Genomic DNA, 19,684 nt, shown 5'->3' with positions numbered 1-19,684 from the left:
GGCTTGGCCAGGCCGGTGCGGGGGCGTGCGGACGCGGGGAGGCGTGAAACGAAAGACCGCACCCTGACCGCCATGAACGCCGTTCTCACGGCGGCCTGCGGTCCGGGTGCGGCCGGACGGGCGGCGCGACCCGCGAAACGGCAGGTCGGTGGCCCGGGTGAAGATCAAGCCTTCTTGGTCTCCCAGAAGATCTTGTCGATCTGCGCGATGTAGTCCAGCGCCTTCTGGCCCGTGGCCGGGTCGGTCGAGCCCTTGGCGGCCGAGAGGGCCTTGAGGGCGTCGTTGACCAGCTGGTGCAGCTCCGGGTACTTCTCGAAGTGCGGGGGCTTGAAGTAGTCGCTCCAGAGCACCGAGACGTGGTGCTTCGCGAGCTCGGCGCGCTGCTCCTTGATGACCGTGGCGCGCGCCTGGAAGTGCGCGTCGTCGTTGCCGGCCATCTTCTCCTGCACGGCCTTGACCGACTCCGCCTCGATGCGGGCCTGGGCCGGGTCGTACACACCGCAGGGCAGGTCGCAGTGGGCGCTGACCTTCACCTTGGGGGCAAACAGGCGGGAAAGCATGGTGCTGTCCTCCTCGTGATCGTCTTCTCAGGTGGGACATTACTCCGTGAGAGGCGGGTTTTCGCGAGTGCCCCCATGGGCTTAGGACAAAAGTCCAGGGTCAGACTGGGACTGGTGGAGGATAGGACCGGGGAGGTGCCGGTGATGCCGGAGCTGTCGCAGGAGAGCGAGCGCGGAAGGGCCCTTGTGCCGTGGGGCGCGGCGGAGGTGACGGGCCCTTCGATGGTGCCGACGCTGCAGCACGGGGACCGTCTGCTCGTGCGGTGGGGCGCGCGCGTGCGTCCGGGTGACGTGGTGATCCTGCGTCACCCCTTCCAGCAGGATCTGTTGGTCGTCAAGCGGGCCAAGGAGCGGCGCGAGGGCGGCTGGTGGGTGCTCGGCGACAACACCTTCGCGGGCGGGGACAGTACGGACTACGGCGTCGTTCCCGAGGAACTCGTCCTCGGGAAGGTGTGGTTCCGCTATCGCCCGCCGGCGCCCGGCCACCGTTCGCCGCTCACGCTGGCGCGCTGGGCGGTGGGTGCCGTACGGCCGGTTCCGGCGGAATGTTCGCTCTCCAGGCGCTTGCGGGCGCGGTAGGCGGCGACGTTGGCGCGGGTCGCGCAGCGGTCCGAGCAGTAGCGCCGGGAGCGGTTAGTCGAGGTGTCGAGGTAGGCGTTGCGGCACGGCGCGGCCTCGCACAGGCCGAGGCGCTCCACGCCGTGCTCGGTGAGGTGGAAGGCGAGCCCCATCGCGGCGATCGCGGCGTACCCCGCCGTCGCGTTCGAGGGGTGGTCCGCCAGGTGCATGTGCCACAGCGGGCGCCCGTCGTCGTCCCGGTGGTCGTGGCCCGAGATCTGCGGGCTGACGGGGAACTCAAGGAGCAGTGAGTTCAGGAGGTCGACCGCGAGCGTCTCGTCGCCGCCGTCCGCCGCCTCGAAGACCGCCCGGAGCCTGCCCCGCACGGACCGGAAGCGGGTGACGTCGGAGTCCGTCGCGCGCCGGGCCATCTGGGTGCTCGTACCGAAGAGCTCCCTGATCGCCTCGACGGACGTCAGCGTGTCCTTGTTGCGGCCCGGCTCCTCGCTGTTGACCAGACGTACGGCGTAGTCCGAGTAATAGGCCAGTTCCACTTGTAGTCCTTACGGGGGCGGGCTAGGGTCATCTCGTCGGCCGGTAATAGCCGATTGCGGTACCAGGGTATTACGGAGTGGAGGGGTTCTGATGACGGATACGGGGACCGGAACAGAGGCGGCCGCCGGGCTCGGCACCGACTGGCGCGCCTGGCAGGACAGCTGGGACCGGCAGCAGCAGTGGTACCTGCCCGACCGCGAGGAGCGGTTCGGGATCATGCTCGACATGGTCGAGGCCGTGGTCGGAACCGCGCCGCGCGTCCTGGATCTGGCGTGCGGTACGGGAAGTATTACGGACCGGCTGCTCAAGAGGTTCCCGGACGCGACGAGTGTCGGCGTCGATCTGGACCCCGCGCTGCTCACCATCGCCGAGGGCACCTTCGCCGGGGACGACCGGGTCACCTTCGTCACCGCCGACCTGAAGGACCCGGACTGGACCGCCGCGCTCCCGCACGACGCGTACGACGCGGTGCTCACGGCCACGGCCCTGCACTGGCTCTACAGCGACCCGCTGGCCACGCTCTACGGCCAGGTCGCGGGCCTCGTCAGGGACGGCGGAGTCTTCATGAACGCCGACCACATGCCCGACCCCGCCACCCCGCGCATCAACGCCGCCGAGAGCGAGCGCCGGCACCGGCAGATGGACCGCGCGAAGGCGGAGGGCGTGCTGGACTGGCGGGAGTGGTGGCAGCTCGCCGCGCAGGATCCGGTCCTCGCGGGGCCGACCGCCAAGCGGTTCGAGATCTACGGGGAGCACGCGGACGGGGACATGCCCTCGGCCGAGTGGCACGCGCGCACGCTGCGCGAGGCGGGCTTCGCGGAGGCGCGGCCGGTCTGGGCGTCGCCGTCGGACGCGCTGGTGCTTGGCCTGAAGTAGCCCTCCGCCATCAGGAAAAGGGGCGGTACGGATGGTGATCCGTACCGCCCCTTCCCGTCGCGCGCTTGTCAGCCGCGGCCGCGCAGTAGCCGCTCGCGCAGCGCCCCGCACCCCTTACGGGGCGCTAGAGGACCTTCGACAGGAACGACTGCGTCCGCTCCTGCTGAGGGTTCGTCAGGACCTCGCGCGGGTGGCCCGACTCGACCACCACGCCCTCATCCATGAAGACGAGGCTGTCGCCGACCTCGCGGGCGAAGCCCATCTCGTGCGTGACGACGACCATCGTCATGCCGGACTCCGCGAGGTCGCGCATGACGTCGAGCACGTCGCCGACGAGCTCGGGGTCGAGCGCGGACGTCGGCTCGTCGAAGAGCATCAGCTTCGGGTCCATCGCGAGCGCGCGGGCGATCGCCACGCGCTGCTGCTGGCCGCCGGAGAGCTGCGAGGGGTAGTTGCCCGCCTTGCCGCCGAGGCCCACGCGCTCCAGGAGCTGCCCGGCCCGCTCCCGGGCCTGCGCCTTGGCGACGCCCTTGACCTGGACCGGCGCCTCCATGACGTTCTCCAGGGCCGTCATGTGCGGGAAGAGGTTGAAGCGCTGGAAGACCATGCCGATGTCCCGGCGCTGCAGGGCGACCTCGTTGTCCCTGAGCTCGTACAGCTTGTCGCCCTTCTGGCGGTAGCCGACCAGGCGCCCGTCGACGTACAGCCGCCCGGCGTTGATCTTCTCCAGGTGGTTGATGCAGCGCAGGAAGGTCGACTTGCCGGAGCCGGACGGGCCGATCAGGCAGAACACCTGGCCCGACTCGACCTCCAGGTCGATGCCCTTGAGGACCTCTACGTTGCCGAAGGACTTGTGGACGCCCTCGGCCTTCACCATGGCGGTCATCAGCGCACACCTCCGGCGCCGCGGTTGCTCAGCGACAGCATGTTGGCCTTGATCTTCTGGAAGGGGGTGTCCGGCAGGGAGCGGGACGAGCCGCGGGCGTAGTACCGCTCCAGGTAGAACTGACCGACGCTGAGGACCGACGTCATGATCAGGTACCAGCAGGCGGCGAGCAGCAGCGTCTCCACCGTCGCGCCTGACGAGGTGCCGATGTCCTGCGCGTACTTGAGGAGTTCGTAGTACTGGACGGCCGCGACCAGCGACGTCGTCTTCAGCATGTTGATGAACTCGTTGCCCGTCGGCGGCACGACGACGCGCATGGCCTGCGGCAGCACGACGCGGCGCAGCGTCTTGTTGTGGCTCATGCCGAGCGCGTGCGCCGCCTCGGTCTGGCCCTCGTCGACCGAGAGCAGACCGGCACGGCAGATCTCCGCCATGTACGCGGCCTCATTGAGGCCGAGGCCGAGCAGCGCCGTCAGCATCGGCGTCATGAAGTCCGACCACTCGTCCTTGTAGATCGGACCGAGGTTGATGTAGTCGAAGACGAAGCCGAGGTTGAACCAGACGAAGAGCTGGACCAGGACCGGTGTGCCGCGGAAGAACCAGATGTAGAACCAGGCGATCGACTGGGTCACCGGGTTCTTCGACAGCCGCATGATCGAGAGCAGCACACCGCCGACCACGCCGATGAGCATCGAAAGGAAGGTGAGGATCAGCGTCTCGCGGACACCCTTGAGGATGCGCTCGTCGAAGAAGTTGTCGGGGATCGCGCCCCAGTTGATGTCGCCCTGCGCGAAGGCGAAGACGATCGCGGCGAGTACGCCGATCGCCAGGACGGCAGCTATGTAGCGGCCGAAGTGCCGGACCGGGATGGCCTTGATGGCCTCCGCGGGGCGGGCCGTGGGGACGTCGTCCGCCGGGCCCTTCTTGGAGATGTCGGGGGTCACGTGCGTGGCCTTTCAGCGACGGGGAGGGAGGGGGAGGGGATCACTTGCCGCCGTTGACCTTGGCTTCCTTGACCGCGCCGTCCTCGACGCCCCACTTCTTGATGATCTTTCCGTACTCGCCGCTCTTGATGATCGCGTCGAGCGCGGCCTTGACGGCGTCCCGCAGCTCGGGGTTCTTCTTGGACACCGCGATGCCGTACGGGGCGGCCTCGACCTGCTCGCCGACCAGCTGGAAGTCCTTGCCGCCGCCCGAGGTCTTCACCGCGTACGCGGCCACGGGGAAGTCGGACGAGCCCGCGTCGGCGGCGCCGGAGCGCAGCCGGGCCTGGGCCTGCTGGTCGTTGTCGTACTGCTCGATCGAGATCCTCTTGCCGCCCTTGCACTTCTTCGACTCGGCCTTGGCCAGGTCGTGCGAGACGGTGCCGCGCTGGACGACGATCTTCTTGCCGCAGAGGTCGTCCCAGGTCTTGATGGACTGGTCCTCGCCCTTGTTGGTGTAGATCGAGACGCCCGCGGTGAAGTAGTCGACGAAGTCGACGCCGGTGCCGACCTTCTTGCCCGTCTCCTCGTCGATGCCCTCCTGGCGGTTCTTGGTGTCGGTCATGGCCGACATCGCGATCTGGTAGCGCTTGGAGCGCAGACCGCCGAGGAGGGTGTCGAAGGTGCCGTTCTCGAACTCGACCCGCACGCCGAGCTGCTTGCCGAGGGCCTCGCCCAGATCGGGGTCGATGCCCACGGTGTTGCCGGACTTGTCCTTGAACTCGACCGGCGGGTAGGCGATGTCGGACCCGACCTTGAGGACGCCCTTGTCGCGGATGTCCTGGGGCAGCTTGTCGGCGAGCGGGGCATTGCTGACCGAGTTGCTCTCCTTGTCGTTGGTCTGGTCGCCGCAGCCGGAAAGCAGCAGCGTGCCCGCGACCGCGATGGCGCCGACCGCCGTAATCCGTGACGTAGCGGACTTGGCTGCGGTCCTGCGACAAATGGAGCTGGCGGTCATGGTGGGTCCTCCGGCGGATGAGGGAGTTGCCGATGGGTCGGGCACACACCTTCGGGTGTCGCGACCTCGTGTGATGACGGCATCTTGCCATTCGGACCGTCCGATTCTGGGTGCCGGAGATGTCAAAATCGGATAACGGGCGAGCCTCGAATCGCACGATCCCGGTACGGCAGGGGCGTAGGGGGGTCGGATCGAATCCTTGTTAACCAAGAGATATCCGGTGAATCTCGCTATGCGGACTCCTGGAGCGCACTATTCGGAGAATTCGGACATCGGCCGGTAGTGGCCGGTGGAGAGCCCTCTTTTCCGGGCGCTTTCCGGGCGTTTTCCGGGCGGGAGGCCCGATGTCGGAAAAGAGCGGTTACGTGGTTCTTGATCGCGGAACGGGTGCGGCCGACGGCCCCCCGGCGCGACCGCCACGAGGTCACCGGCCCGGCCGAGTGACATTCGGCCCGGCTTCGAGGGACGTCTGCGAAGCATGCTGCAACCAATGTCACTCGCCCGTGCCCGCCGCCTTCGGGTACAAAGGTTGGCTACACCCCTCATCCGGGGCCCAGGGCGCGTGTGCGGCGCGCTCGCGTGTCCGTACCTCCCTCCGCCGACAGGCGGGGAACGGACGCGGTGCCCGCCCACTTCTCAACCGGGAGTGGACACCCTCAACTGATGAATAAGACTTAAGGGGTCAGACAAGTGGCAGCGGAGATCGTCAATCCTCGCAGCGACAGCGGTACGGATCACGGAGGCGACAGCGATCTCGTCGATTCCTTCGATCCGGCGTTTGCGCTGCACCGCGGCGGCAAGATGGCCGTGCAGGCCACCGTGCCGGTCCGCGACAAGGACGACCTGTCCCTGGCTTACACGCCCGGCGTCGCGAAAGTGTGCAGCGCGATCGCCGAGCGGCCGGAGCTCGTCCACGACTACACGTGGAAATCCAATGTCGTCGCCGTGGTGACCGACGGGACCGCGGTGCTCGGTCTCGGGGACATCGGCGCCGAGGCCTCCCTCCCCGTGATGGAGGGCAAGGCCATTCTCTTCAAGCAGTTCGGCGGCGTGGACGCGGTGCCGATCGCCCTCGCGACGACGGACGCCGACGAGATCGTCGAGACGGTCGTGCGCCTCGCCCCGTCGTTCGGCGGCGTCAACCTGGAGGACATCTCGGCACCCCGGTGCTTCGAGATCGAGCGCAAGCTCCAGGAGCGGCTCGACATTCCCGTCTTCCACGACGACCAGCACGGCACCGCCGTCGTGACGCTGGCCGCGCTGCGGAACGCGGCGAAGCTGACCGGGCGCACGCTCGGCGAGCTGCGCGCCGTCATCTCCGGCGCCGGTGCGGCCGGGGTCGCCATCGCCAAGTTCCTCCTCGAAGCGGGTCTCGGCGACGTGGCGGTCGCCGACCGCAAGGGCATCGTGAGCCGCGACCGGGACGACCTCACCCCGGTCAAGCGCGAGCTCGCCGAGCTGACGAACAAGGCCGGGATCAGCGGCTCGCTGGAGGCGGCCCTGGAGGGCGCCGACGTGTTCATCGGCGTCTCCGGCGGCACCGTCCCCGAGCCCGCCGTCGCGTCCATGGCGCCGAACGCGTTCGTGTTCGCCATGGCCAACCCGAACCCCGAGGTCCACCCGGACGTCGCGCACAAGTACGCGGCCGTGGTGGCGACCGGCCGCTCGGACTACCCGAACCAGATCAACAACGTCCTCGCCTTCCCCGGCATCTTCGCGGGCGCGCTCCAGGTGCGGGCCTCCCGCATCACCGAGGGCATGAAGATCGCCGCGGCCGACGCCCTCGCGGACGTCGTCGGGGACGAACTCTCCGCGGACTACGTGATCCCCTCGCCGTTCGACGAGCGGGTCGCCCCGGCCGTGACGGCGGCGGTCGCCGCCGCCGCCCGCGCCGAGGGCGTGGCCCGGAGCTGACACCGGGTTCGAGCCTCCACCGCGCCCCCTGCCGTGCACCTCGTGCGGCAGGGGGCGCGGCGCGTGTCACAGCCGTACGAGGTTCCGCCGGGGCGCCGCTCCCGCCTAGGGTCACCTCATGTTTGCTGCCTACGCTGCCCGTATCGACCGTGACCAGCCGCTCGACGGCCTCGAGTTGGGGGAGCGGCCCGCCCCCGAGGCGCGCTCCGGCTGGTCGACCGTGCACGTCAGGGCCGCCTCGCTCAACCACCACGACCTGTGGTCGCTGCGCGGGGTCGGCCTGGCCGAGGACAAGCTGCCGATGATCCTCGGCTGTGATGCCGCCGGCATCGACGAGGACGGGAACGAGGTGGTGCTCCACTCCGTCATCGGACAGTCGGGGCACGGCGTCGGGCCCCGCGAGGGCCGCTCCATCCTCACCGAGAAGTACCAGGGGACCTTCGCCGAACGCGTCGCCGTCCCCACTTGGAACGTGCTGCCCAAGCCGAAGGAACTGTCCTTCGCGGAGGCGGCCTGCCTGCCGACGGCGTGGCTGACCGCGTACCGCATGCTCTTCACCAACGCCGGGGTGCGGCCCGGGGATTCGGTCCTCGTGCAGGGCGCGGGTGGCGGTGTCGCCACGGCCGCGATCGTGCTCGGCAAGGCGGCCGGTCTGCGGGTCTTCGCGACGAGCCGGGACGAGGCCAAGCGCAAGCGGGCGCTGGAGCTCGGTGCCGTGGAGGCGGTCGAGGCGGGGGCGCGGCTCCCACAGCGGGTGGACGCCGTCATCGAGACGGTGGGCGCGGCGACCTGGTCCCACTCGGTCAAGTCCCTGAAGCCGGGCGGCACGCTGGTCATCTCGGGGGCGACCAGCGGCGACCGGCCCTCGCACGCCGAGCTCACCCGGATCTTCTTCCTGGAGCTGAAGGTGGTCGGCTCGACGATGGGGACCAAGGACGAGCTGGAGGACCTCCTTGCCTTCTGCGCGGCCACGGGCGTACGTCCGGTGGTCGACGAGGTACTGCCCCTGGACCGGGCCCGGGAGGGCTTCGAGCGGCTGGCCTCGGGCGAGCAGTTCGGAAAGATCGTGCTGGAGGTCTGATCCCCCGCCGCCCACCACCCACAGCACGTAGCCGGTAGCCCATAGCCCACGGCCCCACTGTCTGCTGGGTGCCGCCTTTCCCTCACCTCATGTCAACTTTGGTTGACACTCACTTCGCGTCAACGTAAGTTGACACGCATGACCGAAGCAACGGATCTCGCCGAGCGCGCGGGCGATCGCGACCCACGGATCGGGCTGCGAGCCGTCACCGCGCTGCGGAAGCTGGTGGAGCAGCTGGAGGCCGTGCAGGTGCGCAGCGCGCGCCTGCAGGGCTGGTCGTGGCAGGAGATCGCCGCGGAGCTCGGGGTGAGCAGGCAGGCCGTGCACAAGAAGTACGGGAGGCAGTGATGTTCGAGAGGTTCACGGAGGAGTCCCGCGCCGTGGTCGTGGGCGCGGTCGAACAGGCGGAGCATGCGGGTGCCGCATCGGTCGATGACGGTCACCTGCTGCTCGCCCTCCTCGCCCAGCTCGACCAGGGGCCCGGCGCCGGCCGTGCCGCGTTCGCCCTGACAGCGCTGGGGGCCGCGGACCGGCGCGAGTCGATCGAGCGGGATCTCGGAGAGGCGCGGCGCAGGGGCGGGCTCTCGCAGGCCGACACCGAAGCGCTCGCCGGGCTCGGCATCGACGTCGACGAGATCGTCGCCAGGGTCGAAGAGGCGCACGGGGCCGGGGTGCTGGCCGGTGCGGGCGCCACGGCGAGTGGGGGGTCCGGGAAGGGTGGGGGAGTCGGGGCGAGCGGTGAGCGGAAAGGCTGGCGGGCCCGGCTCGGTCGGGTGCCGTTCGGCCGGGACGCCAAGGAGGTCCTCGTGAAGTCCCTGCGGATCGCCACCGCGCGGCGCGACCGGACCATCGGGGGGCACCACATCCTTCTGGCGATCACGGTCCGGCCCGGGGTGGCCTCGGAGACGCTCGCGGATCACGGGGTGACGTACACGGGGCTGGAGCGGATGCTCTTCGGCTCGGCTTCCTGAACGGGCCCCGCTGGGGGGCTTCCTGGGTGGGGCTTCCTGCGCAGGGCCCGGGCGGGCTCGCCGCGCTCTGCCGGGTGCGGTGGGGGTGACTCCGTTCGGCTCGGGGTCACTCCCACCGCGTCCCGCCGGTGTCAGTGGCTCGGCGTGCGCAGGGTGGCGCCGATGTGTGCCGCCGCCTGGGACAAGTGCCGTCGGGCCTCGCGGAGTTGGTCCTCCGTGACTCCGTGGTCGCGGGCCGCGTCGCGGATGTCGTCGCGGAAGCGGTCCAGGAGGCGGTCGAGGTCTCTGCCGGGGTTGCCCGTGGAGTCCTCGTGGGACCACTCGGGGGTGTACTCCACGGGGAGGTCCTCGGGGGCGGAGCTGAACTTGGGACCGGCCCCGGCGGTGGCCTTCTTGTCGGCCGCCTCCTCGGCGGCGTCACGCGGCGCCCCGGTGTTCGTCCCGGTGCTCGCCCTGGCTCCGGCGCTCCCCTCGGGTCGGGAGCCGAAGCCCTTACCGAAGTCGCGGCCGAAGTCCTTGCCGAACTCGCCGAACTCCTTGGCCAGTTCCGTCAGGCCTTCTCGTACGCCCGTCGGCCAGTCGCCCCGCGTGAAGTGGTCCTGGACCTGCTCCTGGACCCGCCTGGCGATGCGCTGGACCTCATCGCGGGCCTCCTGGGCCTGGGCGCGGGCCTTGTCCTGGGCGTCCTTGGCCTGGCGGCGGGCCCGCTGGGCCTCCTCGCGGGCGCGGCGGCTCTCGTCCTTCGCCCGCCGGGCCTGCTCCTTCCACTCCTGCCTGGCCTGTTTGAACTCCTCCTTGGCCTGGCGCCAGCTCTCCTTGTCGCCCAGGGTGCCGTCGAAGAAGTCGGCCGGGTCGGGGAAAGTCGCAGACGGGGCCGGACCGCTCGCGGCGCGCGCCTCCTTGGCGGCCGCTCGCATTTCGCGGCGCAGCTCACCGGCCGCGCCCTTGACACCGTCGCGGATCTCGGCGGCGAGCTCGGCGACCGACTCGCGGATCTCCAGCTCCAGATCGGCCAGCTCGCCGCTGCGGCCTGCCAGTTCGGCGCGGCCGGCGTCGGTGATCGCGTAGACCTTCCGGCCGCCTTCGGTGGTGTGGGTGACCAGGCCCTCGGCCTCCAGCTTCGCGAGGCGAGGGTAGACCGTGCCTGCCGAGGGTGCGTAGAGCCCCTGGAAGCGCTCTTCGAGGAGACGGATCACCTCGTACCCATGGCGGGGGGCCTCGTCGAGCAGCTTGAGGAGGTACAGGCGCAGGCGGCCGTGGGCGAACACGGGGGGCATGTCAGAGCACCTTCTTGTCGGTCGGGCCTTCGGTCGGGCCGTCGTTCGGGCCGTCTGTCCGCGTGGGGACGGCGTCCGCCGGGGCGACGTCGAGGGGGACGTCGTCGTACGGATCGTCCTCTGTCTGTGGCCTGCGCAGGAGCGCGATGGATCCGGAGACGGTCGTCGCCTTGAGCCGCCCGCGGCCCGTGCCCAGCCGGCCGGTGATCCGCTTGGCGCCCCACTGGCCCCCGACCCGCAGGTCCTCGAAGGCGTTCGACACCGATCCGCTCGCCGTGTCCACCTCGACCTCGGCGTCCGCCGGGTGCGGGAGCCGGATCGCGATCTCGCCCGAGACGCTTGTCAGGGCGACATCGGTCGGGGTGCCCGCCGGGTCGAGGTCCACGATCATCGATCCGCTCACGGAGTCGGCCCGGACGGAGGGGCCCGCGGCCTCGATCACCGTGAGGTTGCCGGAGACGGAGTTGAAGCGGAGGTCGCCGGTGACGCTCTGCGCCTCCAGGCTCCCGGAGACCGTGTCCGCGCGGACCGGACCGGAGAGGCCCAGCAGGGTCGTGTCGCCGGTGACGCCCTTCACCTGTGTGCGGCCCCCGACGCCGGAGACCACGGCGCCCGCGCCGACCACGCCCACCTCGACATCGGTCCCGGCGGGCACGGCCAGGGAGACCACGGCGCTGCGGCGCCAGCCCTTGCGGTCGAGCCACTTGAGGAAGCCCTTCCAGGGCAGGTCTTCATAGGCGACCGTGAGCGTGCCGTCCTCCGCGGTGACCCGCAGGGGTGGGCCCTCCATCTCGGAGACCTCCAGGCGGGCGGAACCTTCGTCCGTCCCCACCACGTTCACCGTGCCGTTGACGATGCGCACGTGCAGGGTGGTCACAGGGGCGTCGAACGTGAGCTTCCGAGGCTCGGCGACGGACCACTCGGACATGAGCTGACCTCCTTGGTGGGCCTCGGCGGGCCGGACACGACGCGCCATATCGCGTTCTCTGTCATTCACGATATATCGCGGATACGGGAAGTCAAGACACCCGGAAGGGTGAACGCAGGGTCTATGCGCCAAATAACCGGATCTGTCCTAGCGTGGGGCCATGTCGTTCGACGCTTCTCCGCCCCGCGCCCCGACGGACGCCGGGGCCGCCGGCGCGCTGCTGCTCTGCCGCGCCGAGCCCGACGTCGTCGAGCCCGCCGCCCAGCTGCTCCGCGAGCGGATGCTGCTCGCGGAGGCCGGCCACGGCTGGAGCGTGCTGGTTCCCGAGGGCAAGCCGTGGCTGCACGGCGACGAGCCCGTCGACCGGGTCCTGACCGGGTGGGCCACCGCGCTCGCCGTCGGCTCGGGCTGGCCCGTGCTCGCCCTGTGGTGGGACCGCGACCGCTCCGGCTACACCCTCGCGGCAGGCTTCCGCAGGACCGTCGGATACGAGTGGCTGGCGAACGGGACGCCCGTCGGGGAGGGCGAGGCGATGCGGACGTTCGCCGCCCGGCTGGCCCTGGACCCGGTACTGGACCTGCAGTCCCTGGACGCGCTCACCCGGCCCGACACCGAGGCGGACGCGCGCGCCAGGATGCTCGGGCTCCTCGCCGTCCTCACGCGCACGGGCCTCAGGCTGCCGCCGGGCCTGGCACCCGGCGAACCGGCCGACCGGCTGCGCGAGGCCGCGCGGGCCCAGCGGTACGCGCGGCAGGTCGACTGGCCCGGCTGGCGGGACGTGGTGCGCGCGGAGTTCGGCCAGGTCGAGAAGGGGCCGCTCGGCCCCTGGGTGCGCGGGCCGAGGGCGCGGGCGCTGGCGGCCGCCCAGGTCGCGGCGGGTCTGCCGATGGCGGTGTGGGCCGTACGGCACCGCAGTGGCGGCTGGGCCGCGGCGGCCGCGCTGCTGCTGGCGCAAGGGGCGGCGGGGCTCGCGTACGACCGGATGCGGGCGCGCGGCCGCGGGGACTGAGGGGCCGCTAGTCGTAGCGGGACTGAGGGACCGCTACTCGTCCTCGTCCTCGTCGTCCAGCCGCGCCAGCCACGTGGCCAGGCGCTCGACGGGCACCTCGAAGTCGGGGTTGAGGTCCACGAAGGTACGGAGCTGCTCGGCGAGCCACTCGAAGGTGACCTCCTCCTCGCCGCGCCGCTTCTCCAGCTCCTCGATGCCACGGTCGGTGAAGTACAAGACGCTCTCCGTCGGGGATGTGGTGGATGTGCCCAGCAAGGTTAACCGGCGCGGGCGCCTCGCCCGTCCGGCCGAACGGGGCGAGCGGCAGGCTGCTCCTCCAGGCTTCGCGCCCGACGGCTGACCGTGCGGGGGAGTACGCCGATGGGCCCGGCCCCGAGCGAGAAGTGCTCGGGGCCGGGCCCATCCACGTATGCCAGCCGGGGCTAGGCCTCGAAGACCTCGCTGAGCAGCTGTTCCTGCTCGGCCTGGTGACGCTTGGCCGAACCGACCGCGGGGGACGAGCTGTGCGGCCGCGAGATGCGGCGCAGGCGCTCGCCGTGCGGGATGTCCGCGCCGACCGCCAGGTCCAGGTGGTCGATGAGGTTGAGGGCGATGAAGGGCCACGCGCCCTGGTTCGCCGGCTCCTCCTGCGCCCACAGGTACTTCTCGGCGTTCGGGTACTTGGCGATCTCGGCCTGGAGCTCGGCACCGGGCAGCGGGTACAGCCGCTCGATGCGGATGATCGCCGTGTCCGTGGCGCCGCGCTTCTGCCGCTCGGCCTCCAGGTCGTAGTACAGCTTGCCGGAGCAGAAGACGACCTTGCGGACCGCCGACGCCTCGACCGAGTCGTCGCCGATGACCGGGCGGAAGCCGCCCGTCGTGAACTCCTCCGTCTTCGAGGCCGCCGCCTTCAGGCGCAGCATCGACTTCGGGGTGAAGACCACCAGCGGCTTGTGGTGCGGGTTGTGCACCTGCCACCGCAGGAGGTGGAAGTAGTTCGACGGGAGGGTCGGCATCGCGACCGTCATGTTGTTCTGCGCGCACAGCTGGAGGAAGCGCTCGATGCGGGCCGAGGAGTGGTCCGGGCCCTGGCCCTCGTAGCCGTGCGGCAGGAGCAGGGTGACACCGGAGTGCTGGTTCCACTTCTGCTCGGCGGCGGAGATGTACTCGTCCACCACCGTCTGCGCGCCGTTGACGAAGTCACCGAACTGCGCTTCCCACATGACGAGGGACTCGGGACGGGCCAGCGAGTAGCCGTACTCGAAGCCCATCACCGCGTACTCGGAGAGGAGCGAGTCGTAGACGTTGTAGCGCGCCTGGTCCTCGGAGAGGTACATCAGCGGCGTGTAGTCCTCGCCCGTCGCGCGGTCGATGAGGACCGCGTGGCGCTGGCCGAACGTGCCGCGGCGGGAGTCCTGGCCCGACAGGCGGACCGGGGTGCCCTCAAGGAGCAGCGAGCCGATGGCGAGGGTCTCGCCCATGCCCCAGTCGATCGTGCCCTCTTCGACCATCGTCGCGCGGCGCTGCAGCTGCGGCAGCAGACGCGGGTGGACGGTGACCCGGTCGGGGATGTTGACCTGGGACTCGGCGATCCGCTTGACGACCTCCTGGGAGATCGCGGTCTCGACGTGCACCGGGAACTCGGCCTGCGGCGCGGGCACGTCGGCCTGCGCGGGCTGCGAGACGGCCTCGCGGACCTCGGTGAAGACCTTCTCCAGCTGGCCCTGGAAGTCCTGCAGCGCCTGCTCGGCCTCTTCCAGGGTGATGTCGCCGCGACCGATGAGGGACTCGGTGTAGAGCTTGCGCACCGAGCGCTTCTTGTCGATCAGGTCGTACATCAGCGGCTGCGTGAACGCCGGGTTGTCCGACTCGTTGTGACCGCGGCGGCGGTAGCAGATGAGGTCGATGACGACGTCCTTGTTGAACGCCTGCCGGAACTCGAAGGCAAGGCGGGCGACGCGGACGACGGCCTCGGGGTCGTCGCCGTTCACGTGGAAGATCGGCGCCTCGATCATGCGGGCCACGTCGGTGGCGTACATGGAGGAGCGCGACGACTCCGGGGCGGCGGTGAAGCCGACCTGGTTGTTGATGACGATGTGGACCGTGCCGCCCGTGCGGTAGCCGCGCAGCTGCGACATGTTGAGCGTCTCGGCGACCACACCCTGGCCCGCGAAGGCCGCGTCACCGTGCAGGGCGACGGGCAGGACCGTGAAGTCCGTGCCGCCCTTGTTGATGATGTCCTGCTTGGCGCGGACGATGCCCTCGATGACCGGGTCGACCGTCTCCAGGTGGGACGGGTTGGCGGCCAGCGAGACCTTGATCTGCTCGCCGTCCAGGCCGGTGAAGGTGCCCTCGGCGCCCAGGTGGTACTTCACGTCGCCGGAGCCGTGCATGGACTTGGGGTCCATGTTGCCCTCGAACTCGCGGAAGATCTGGGCGTACGACTTGCCGACGATGTTGGCGAGGACGTTCAGGCGGCCGCGGTGGGCCATGCCGATGACGACCTCGTCAAGGCGCGACTCGGCGGCGCTGTCGAGCACGGCGTCGAGCAGCGGGATGACGGACTCGCCGCCCTCCAGGGAGAAGCGCTTCTGGCCGACGTACTTCGTCTGGAGGAACGTCTCGAAGGCTTCCGCCGAGTTCAGCCGGCGCAGGATGCGCAGCTGCTCCTCGCGCTCGGGCTTGGTGGCGTGGGTGCGCTCGATGCGGTCCTGCAGCCACTTGCGCTGCTTGGGGTCCTGGATGTGCATGAACTCGACGCCGGTGGTGCGGCAGTACGAGTCGCGCAGCACGCCGAGGACGTCGCGCAGCTTCATCATCGACTTGCCGGCGAAGCCGCCGACCGCGAACTCCCGCTCCAGGTCCCACAGGGTGAGGCCGTGCTCGGTGATGTCCAGGTCGGGGTGCTTGCGCTGCTTGTACTCCAGCGGGTCCGTGTCGGCCATGACGTGGCCGCGGACGCGGTAGGAGTGGATCAGCTCGAAGACGCGGGCGGCCTTCGTGACGTCGTCGTCGTGCGAGGCGTCGATGTCCTTGAGCCAGCGGACCGGCTCGTAGGGGATCCGGAGCGCCTTGAAGATCTCGTCGTAGAACTCCTGCTCACCGAGGAGGAGGTTCGCGACGATCCGCAGGAACTCGCCGGAGGCGGCGCCCTGGATGACCCGGTGGTCGTAGGTCGACGTGAGCGTCATGACCTTCGAGATGCCGAGCTTGTTCAGGGTGTCCTGGGAGGTGCCCTGGAACTCCGCGGGGTAGTCCATGGAGCCGACGCCCATGATGACCGACTGGCCGGGCATCAGGCGCGGGACCGAGTGGACGGTGCCGAGGCCGCCGGGGTTGGTCAGGGAGACCGTCACACCGGTGAAGTCGTCCATGCCGAGCTTGCCGTCGCGGGCGCGGCGGACGATGTCCTCGTAGGCCTGCCAGAACTCGAAGAAGTTCAGGGTTTCGGCCTTCTTGATGCCCGCGACCACGAGCTGGCGGTCGCCGTTGGGCTTCACCAGGTCGATGGCGAGGCCGAAGTTGATGTGCTCCGGCTTGACCAGGGTGGGCTTGCCGTCCTTCTCCACGAAGGAGTAGTTCATCGACGGCATGGCCTTGATGGCCTGCACCATCGCGTACCCGATGAGGTGCGTGAAGGAGATCTTCCCGCCGCGGGCGCGCTTGAGGTGGTTGTTGATGACGATGCGGTTGTCGAAGAGCAGCTTCACCGGGACCGCGCGGACCGACGTGGCCGTCGGGACCTCGATCGAGGCGTTCATGTTCTTCGCGACGGCGGCCGAGGGGCCGCGCAGCGTCACGTACTCGGGACCGGCCGGGGCTGCCTCAGCAGGGGTCGCCGGTTCCGCCTTGGCCGCGGGCTTGGCGGCCGCGGGCTTGGCGGCCGCGGGCTTGGCGGCGGCGGGCTTCGCGGCGGGTGCCGGAGCGGCGGCCGCGGGCTTCGCGGGAGCGGCCGGGGCTGCGGTGGCCGGCGCGGCCTGGGCCGCGGGCTTCGCCGGGGCGGGCGCGGCCTGGGCGGCGGGAGCACTGGTGGCCGCGGCCCCCGCGGCCGCGTCACCCGCCGGCTTCGCCGGGGCGGCGGCCGTGGTGGCGCCCGCGCCTGGCTTGTAGTCGGCGAAGAAGTCCCACCAGGCTCGGTCGACCGAATTCGGGTCCTGGAGGTACTGCTGATAGATCTCGTCGACGAGCCACTCATTGGGACCGAAGGCAGCAGCAGGGTCCTTGCCCTGCCCGTCTTGGTCGGTCGAGATGCTCGAGCTACTGGGGGACTGTGACGACACGGCGGTAACCGCCCTCTTCCGCTTCACAAGGTGATGGACAGCGGAAATAAAGGCTACGCCTCCCAGGGCGCGAGGTGCAGACCGGGCCCGGCTTCCGTCGCGTAAGTCACACTGGAGCAATGGTTTCGGCGCCGTAAATGGCGGGAAACAAGCGAGGTTCTGCAACGCCAGATGGCCGCGCGGGTCCGTCGGTGGGACGTCTACGCGCGGCGGCGGCCTCCAGGCGCCCTTGAGCAGCCCTGTTCTCCGCTTCCACTTCGAACCCTACGTCAACTTCACGCCGGGGGCAGGCCCGGAAGAGTGACCTGGATCCGGCAACCGCGAGGGGATTCGGCCACCCCGATGTGCCCGCCGTGCAGATCGACCGCCCAGCGCGCGATGGCGAGGCCGAGGCCCGTGCCGCCGTCGTTGCCGGAGCCCGGCGCGAGGGCGCCGGCGTGGCTGCCGCGGTTGAAGCGCTCGAAGACGCGGTGCCACTCCGACTCAGGGATGCCGGGGCCCTCGTCGAGGACCTCCAGGTCCAGGGACTCGGGGTAGGGGCCGCGCCGGGCCAGCACCGTCACGCGTCCGTGCGGCGGGCTGTGCTTCACCGCGTTGTCGATGAGGTTCGCCACGACCTGGTGGAGCCGCTCCGCGTCCGCGTGGGCCGTCAGCTCCGGGGGAGAGACGTCGAGGTGCAGGTGGACGTCCGTACGGGTGTGGCTGCCCGAGCCGGAGGCGATGCCCGCGCGCGCGGAGGCGACCATGTTGGCCTCCTTCAGGACGCCCGACAGATAGGGCCACACCTCGAAGCGGCGGGCCTTGAGCGGGACGACGCCGTTGTCCAGGCGGGACAGGTCAAGGAGCGTCTCGACGAGCCGCCCCAGGCGTTCCGTCTGCTTCAGGGCCGTACGCATCGTCTCGGGGTCGGCCGCCGAGACGCCGTCCACGACGTTCTCCAGGACCGCGCGCAGCCCCGCGATGGGCGTGCGCAGCTCGTGCGAGACGTTGGCGACGAGCTCCTTGCGCTGGGTGTCCTGGGCCTCCAGGTCGTCCGCCATGGCGTTGATCGTGGAGGCCACGTCGCCCAGCTCGTCGCGCCGGTCGGCGCCGCGCACCCGGCGCGTGTAGTCGCCGTGCGAGACGGCGCGGGCCACCGCGTTCATCTCGTCCAGCGGGGCGGTGAGGCTGTGCGCCACGAACTGGGTGATGAGCAGGGTGGCGATCACCGAGAAGACGGTGATGAAGCGCAGCTCGGTCTCGGTCTTCGTCGCCACCAGGAGCAGGCCCGTGGTGATGAACACCGAGACGACCACCAGGGCGCCGAGCTTGGTCTTGATGGAGAACGGCCGCAGTCCTCCGAAGGGTCCGCTCATCGCACGGCCCGCCTCACGGGGTGGGGGTCTCCAGGGCGTATCCGACGCCGTGCACCGTACGGATCCGCTCGGCCCCGATCTTCCGGCGCAGCGCCTTGATGTGGCTGTCGACGGTGCGGGTGCCGGACGCGTCGGCCCAGTCCCAGACCTCCGCGAGCAGCTGCTCGCGGGAGAGCACGGCGCGCGGGGTGTTGGCCAGGCAGACCAGCAGGTCGAACTCGGTGGGCGTCAGATGGACGTCCTCGCTGCGCACCCGCACACGCCGCTGGGCGTGGTCGATCTCCAGCTCGCCCAGGCGCAGGATGCCGCTGCGGGGCGTGGTCGCGGCGAGCGCGGCCCGCTCGACCCTGCGCAGCAGGACGTGCACCCGGGCCGCGAGCTCCCGCATCGAGAACGGCTTGGTCATGTAGTCGTCAGCGCCGACCCCGAGCCCGACCAGCATGTCCGTCTCGTCGTCACGCGCGGTGAGCATGAGGACGGGGACGGGACGCTGCGCCTGCACCCGGCGGCACACCTCCAGGCCGTCGAAGCCCGGCAGCATGATGTCCAGGATCAGCAGGTCGGGCTGCCAGGCCTGGGCGGTGTCGACCGCCGACGGGCCGTCGCCCGCCGTTTGCACAACAAAACCCTCGGCACGCAGCCGGGCGGCGATGGCGTCGACGATCGTCGGGTCGTCCTCGACCACCAGCACCCGGCGCTGGGCGCCCGGCGTCGCCGCCGTGGCGCCGTTGTGGGAGGTGTGTGTCTGCTCCATCGCCCGCCCCTGACACTGATCGCTTGTGTTCGGTCAGCAGAGTACGGGTCGCGAAGCCACCTCGGCTACGCAGCCCTGACGCCGAGATGGACCACGTCCGGGACGCCTCGGGCAACGGGGATCTCTTCCGTCCGTACCCTCTGGAATCCGGCATTCCGTAGAGCGTCGTCGAAAGCGGACGAGGGTTGGGCGGACCATACGGCGAGCACTCCACCGGGGTTCAGACGGGCTTTGCAGGCGGCCAGACCGGCAGGCGAGTAAAGGGAGTTGTTGCCCTCCGTCACCGTCCAGTCGGGGCCGTTGTCGATGTCCAGACAGAGCGCGTCGTACGTCTCCGGGGCCTCGGAGACGTATGTGACGAGATCGGTGTGAAGAATCTGCGTACGTGGGTCGGCGAGCGCGGCACCGGACAGGTCGGCGAGCGGTCCTCCGGTGTGCCAGTCGATGATCGCCTGCTCGCGCTCGACGACGGCGACGCGTCCCCAGCGGGGGTCCGCGGCGGCGTGCGCGAGGGAGAACCCGACGCCGAGACCGCCGATGAGGAGGGCGGGGGACGGGCGGCCGTCGAGGGCATCGCGGGCCGCGTCGACGAGCAGCCGCTCGGAGCGGCCGTCGGAGGTGTCCATCAGGAAGCAGCCGTTGGCGATGATCTGCAGCAGCTCACCGTGGCGGCGCAGGACGACCTCTCCGTGCGGGCCCTCGCGCCGGTCGAGGACGACGGGGGCGGTGGTGTGGGTGTGCATGGCGGCAGCGTATTTCG

19 protein-coding genes are annotated in these 19,684 nt (G+C 70.3%); 7 read left to right on the top strand and 12 right to left on the bottom strand.

Going from position 1 to position 19,684, the window contains the following annotated elements; all coding sequences use genetic code 11:
* Nucleotides 1-164: 164 nt before the first annotated feature.
* A complete protein-coding gene (gene sodN / locus ACFVYL_RS13380) occupies nt 165-560 on the bottom strand; it encodes a superoxide dismutase, Ni (protein WP_078075133.1) in 396 nt (131 codons plus the stop codon).
* 144 nt (nt 561-704) lie between these two features.
* Here sodN and sodX point away from each other — a divergent pair, with 144 nt between their 5' ends.
* Entirely contained in the window at nt 705-1,139 is a 435-nt protein-coding gene (gene sodX, locus ACFVYL_RS13375; RefSeq protein WP_389715184.1) for a nickel-type superoxide dismutase maturation protease, read from the top strand.
* Here the strand turns inward: sodX and ACFVYL_RS13370 are convergent.
* On the bottom strand, nt 1,022-1,672 hold the full coding sequence (locus ACFVYL_RS13370) for a CGNR zinc finger domain-containing protein (protein WP_389715182.1): 651 nt from the start codon (nt 1,670-1,672) through the stop codon (nt 1,022-1,024). The genes sodX and ACFVYL_RS13370 overlap by 118 nt on opposite strands.
* A 91-nt stretch (nt 1,673-1,763) precedes the next feature.
* Between ACFVYL_RS13370 and ACFVYL_RS13365 the strand changes: the two genes are divergently transcribed.
* Nucleotides 1,764-2,549: a class I SAM-dependent methyltransferase gene (locus tag ACFVYL_RS13365; RefSeq protein WP_389715180.1), complete on the top strand. Its 786-nt coding sequence runs from the start codon at nt 1,764-1,766 to the stop codon at nt 2,547-2,549.
* 124 nt (nt 2,550-2,673) lie between these two features.
* On the opposite strand, the gene ACFVYL_RS13360 is transcribed toward ACFVYL_RS13365, so the two are convergent.
* Genes ACFVYL_RS13360 through ACFVYL_RS13350 form a run of 3 tightly spaced genes read right to left on the bottom strand, consistent with a single transcriptional unit; the run spans nt 2,674 to nt 5,376 of the window.
* The gene (locus tag ACFVYL_RS13360) at nt 2,674-3,435 is read right to left on the bottom strand and encodes an amino acid ABC transporter ATP-binding protein (protein ID WP_389715179.1); all 762 of its coding nucleotides are present in this window, start codon (nt 3,433-3,435) and stop codon (nt 2,674-2,676) included.
* Complete coding sequence (locus ACFVYL_RS13355; protein WP_389715178.1) at nt 3,435-4,379, bottom strand: amino acid ABC transporter permease; 945 nt, start codon at nt 4,377-4,379, stop codon at nt 3,435-3,437. The genes ACFVYL_RS13360 and ACFVYL_RS13355 overlap by 1 nt, the downstream gene beginning before the upstream one ends.
* Before the next feature lie 40 nt (nt 4,380-4,419).
* The gene (locus tag ACFVYL_RS13350) at nt 4,420-5,376 is read right to left on the bottom strand and encodes an ABC transporter substrate-binding protein (protein WP_389715176.1); all 957 of its coding nucleotides are present in this window, start codon (nt 5,374-5,376) and stop codon (nt 4,420-4,422) included.
* A gap of 690 nt (nt 5,377-6,066) precedes the next feature.
* On the opposite strand from ACFVYL_RS13350, the gene ACFVYL_RS13345 reads away from it, so the two are divergent.
* The 4 genes from ACFVYL_RS13345 to ACFVYL_RS13330 all read left to right on the top strand — a co-directional run bounded on the left by ACFVYL_RS13345 (nt 6,067) and on the right by ACFVYL_RS13330 (nt 9,342).
* Nucleotides 6,067-7,290 carry an NADP-dependent malic enzyme gene (locus tag ACFVYL_RS13345; protein ID WP_389715175.1) on the top strand — a complete coding sequence of 408 codons (1,224 nt, stop codon included), beginning with the start codon at nt 6,067-6,069 and terminating at the stop codon, nt 7,288-7,290.
* A 118-nt stretch (nt 7,291-7,408) separates the two neighbouring features.
* The gene (locus ACFVYL_RS13340; RefSeq protein ID WP_389715173.1) at nt 7,409-8,371 is read left to right on the top strand and encodes a zinc-binding dehydrogenase; all 963 of its coding nucleotides are present in this window, start codon (nt 7,409-7,411) and stop codon (nt 8,369-8,371) included.
* Nucleotides 8,372-8,509: 138 nt separating this feature from the next.
* Nucleotides 8,510-8,719, top strand: a complete 210-nt coding sequence (locus ACFVYL_RS13335) for a sigma factor-like helix-turn-helix DNA-binding protein (RefSeq protein WP_355802881.1) — start codon at nt 8,510-8,512, stop codon at nt 8,717-8,719.
* Complete coding sequence (locus ACFVYL_RS13330; RefSeq protein WP_389715171.1) at nt 8,719-9,342, top strand: Clp protease N-terminal domain-containing protein; 624 nt, start codon at nt 8,719-8,721, stop codon at nt 9,340-9,342. The genes ACFVYL_RS13335 and ACFVYL_RS13330 overlap by 1 nt, the downstream gene beginning before the upstream one ends.
* A gap of 131 nt (nt 9,343-9,473) precedes the next feature.
* On the opposite strand, the gene ACFVYL_RS13325 is transcribed toward ACFVYL_RS13330, so the two are convergent.
* Both ACFVYL_RS13325 and ACFVYL_RS13320 read right to left on the bottom strand, forming a co-directional pair.
* Nucleotides 9,474-10,619 (bottom strand): helix-turn-helix transcriptional regulator, encoded by a 1,146-nt coding sequence (locus ACFVYL_RS13325; protein ID WP_389715169.1) that lies wholly within the window; start codon nt 10,617-10,619, stop codon nt 9,474-9,476.
* A 1-nt stretch (nt 10,620) separates the two neighbouring features.
* Nucleotides 10,621-11,547, bottom strand: coding sequence for a DUF4097 domain-containing protein (locus ACFVYL_RS13320; protein ID WP_389715168.1), 927 nt, complete (start codon nt 11,545-11,547; stop codon nt 10,621-10,623).
* Between the two features lie 160 nt (nt 11,548-11,707).
* Between ACFVYL_RS13320 and ACFVYL_RS13315 the strand changes: the two genes are divergently transcribed.
* Nucleotides 11,708-12,556 (top strand): hypothetical protein, encoded by an 849-nt coding sequence (locus ACFVYL_RS13315; RefSeq protein WP_389715167.1) that lies wholly within the window; start codon nt 11,708-11,710, stop codon nt 12,554-12,556.
* A gap of 33 nt (nt 12,557-12,589) precedes the next feature.
* Here the strand turns inward: ACFVYL_RS13315 and ACFVYL_RS13310 are convergent, their stop codons facing one another.
* The 5 genes from ACFVYL_RS13310 to ACFVYL_RS13290 form a co-directional block, all read right to left on the bottom strand.
* Nucleotides 12,590-12,772 carry a DUF6104 family protein gene (locus tag ACFVYL_RS13310; protein WP_003961784.1) on the bottom strand — a complete coding sequence of 61 codons (183 nt, stop codon included), beginning with the start codon at nt 12,770-12,772 and terminating at the stop codon, nt 12,590-12,592.
* A 206-nt stretch (nt 12,773-12,978) separates the two neighbouring features.
* Nucleotides 12,979-16,815 carry a multifunctional oxoglutarate decarboxylase/oxoglutarate dehydrogenase thiamine pyrophosphate-binding subunit/dihydrolipoyllysine-residue succinyltransferase subunit gene (locus ACFVYL_RS13305; protein WP_389715165.1) on the bottom strand — a complete coding sequence of 1,279 codons (3,837 nt, stop codon included), beginning with the start codon at nt 16,813-16,815 and terminating at the stop codon, nt 12,979-12,981.
* 275 nt (nt 16,816-17,090) lie between these two features.
* Nucleotides 17,091-18,170 carry an ATP-binding protein gene (locus ACFVYL_RS13300; protein WP_389715163.1) on the bottom strand — a complete coding sequence of 360 codons (1,080 nt, stop codon included), beginning with the start codon at nt 18,168-18,170 and terminating at the stop codon, nt 17,091-17,093.
* Between the two features lie 13 nt (nt 18,171-18,183).
* Nucleotides 18,184-18,924 (bottom strand): response regulator transcription factor, encoded by a 741-nt coding sequence (locus ACFVYL_RS13295; RefSeq protein WP_055701842.1) that lies wholly within the window; start codon nt 18,922-18,924, stop codon nt 18,184-18,186.
* Between the two features lie 65 nt (nt 18,925-18,989).
* Complete coding sequence (locus tag ACFVYL_RS13290) at nt 18,990-19,667, bottom strand: spermidine synthase (RefSeq protein ID WP_389715161.1); 678 nt, start codon at nt 19,665-19,667, stop codon at nt 18,990-18,992.
* Nucleotides 19,668-19,684: the final 17 nt, after the last annotated feature.

This window comes from Streptomyces sp. NPDC058308, from assembly GCF_042880275.1.
In the GTDB taxonomy this organism is placed as follows: domain Bacteria; phylum Actinomycetota; class Actinomycetes; order Streptomycetales; family Streptomycetaceae; genus Streptomyces.
The sequence above is the reverse complement of the archived record's forward strand: the minus strand, read 5'-3'. Positions and strand labels throughout refer to the sequence as shown.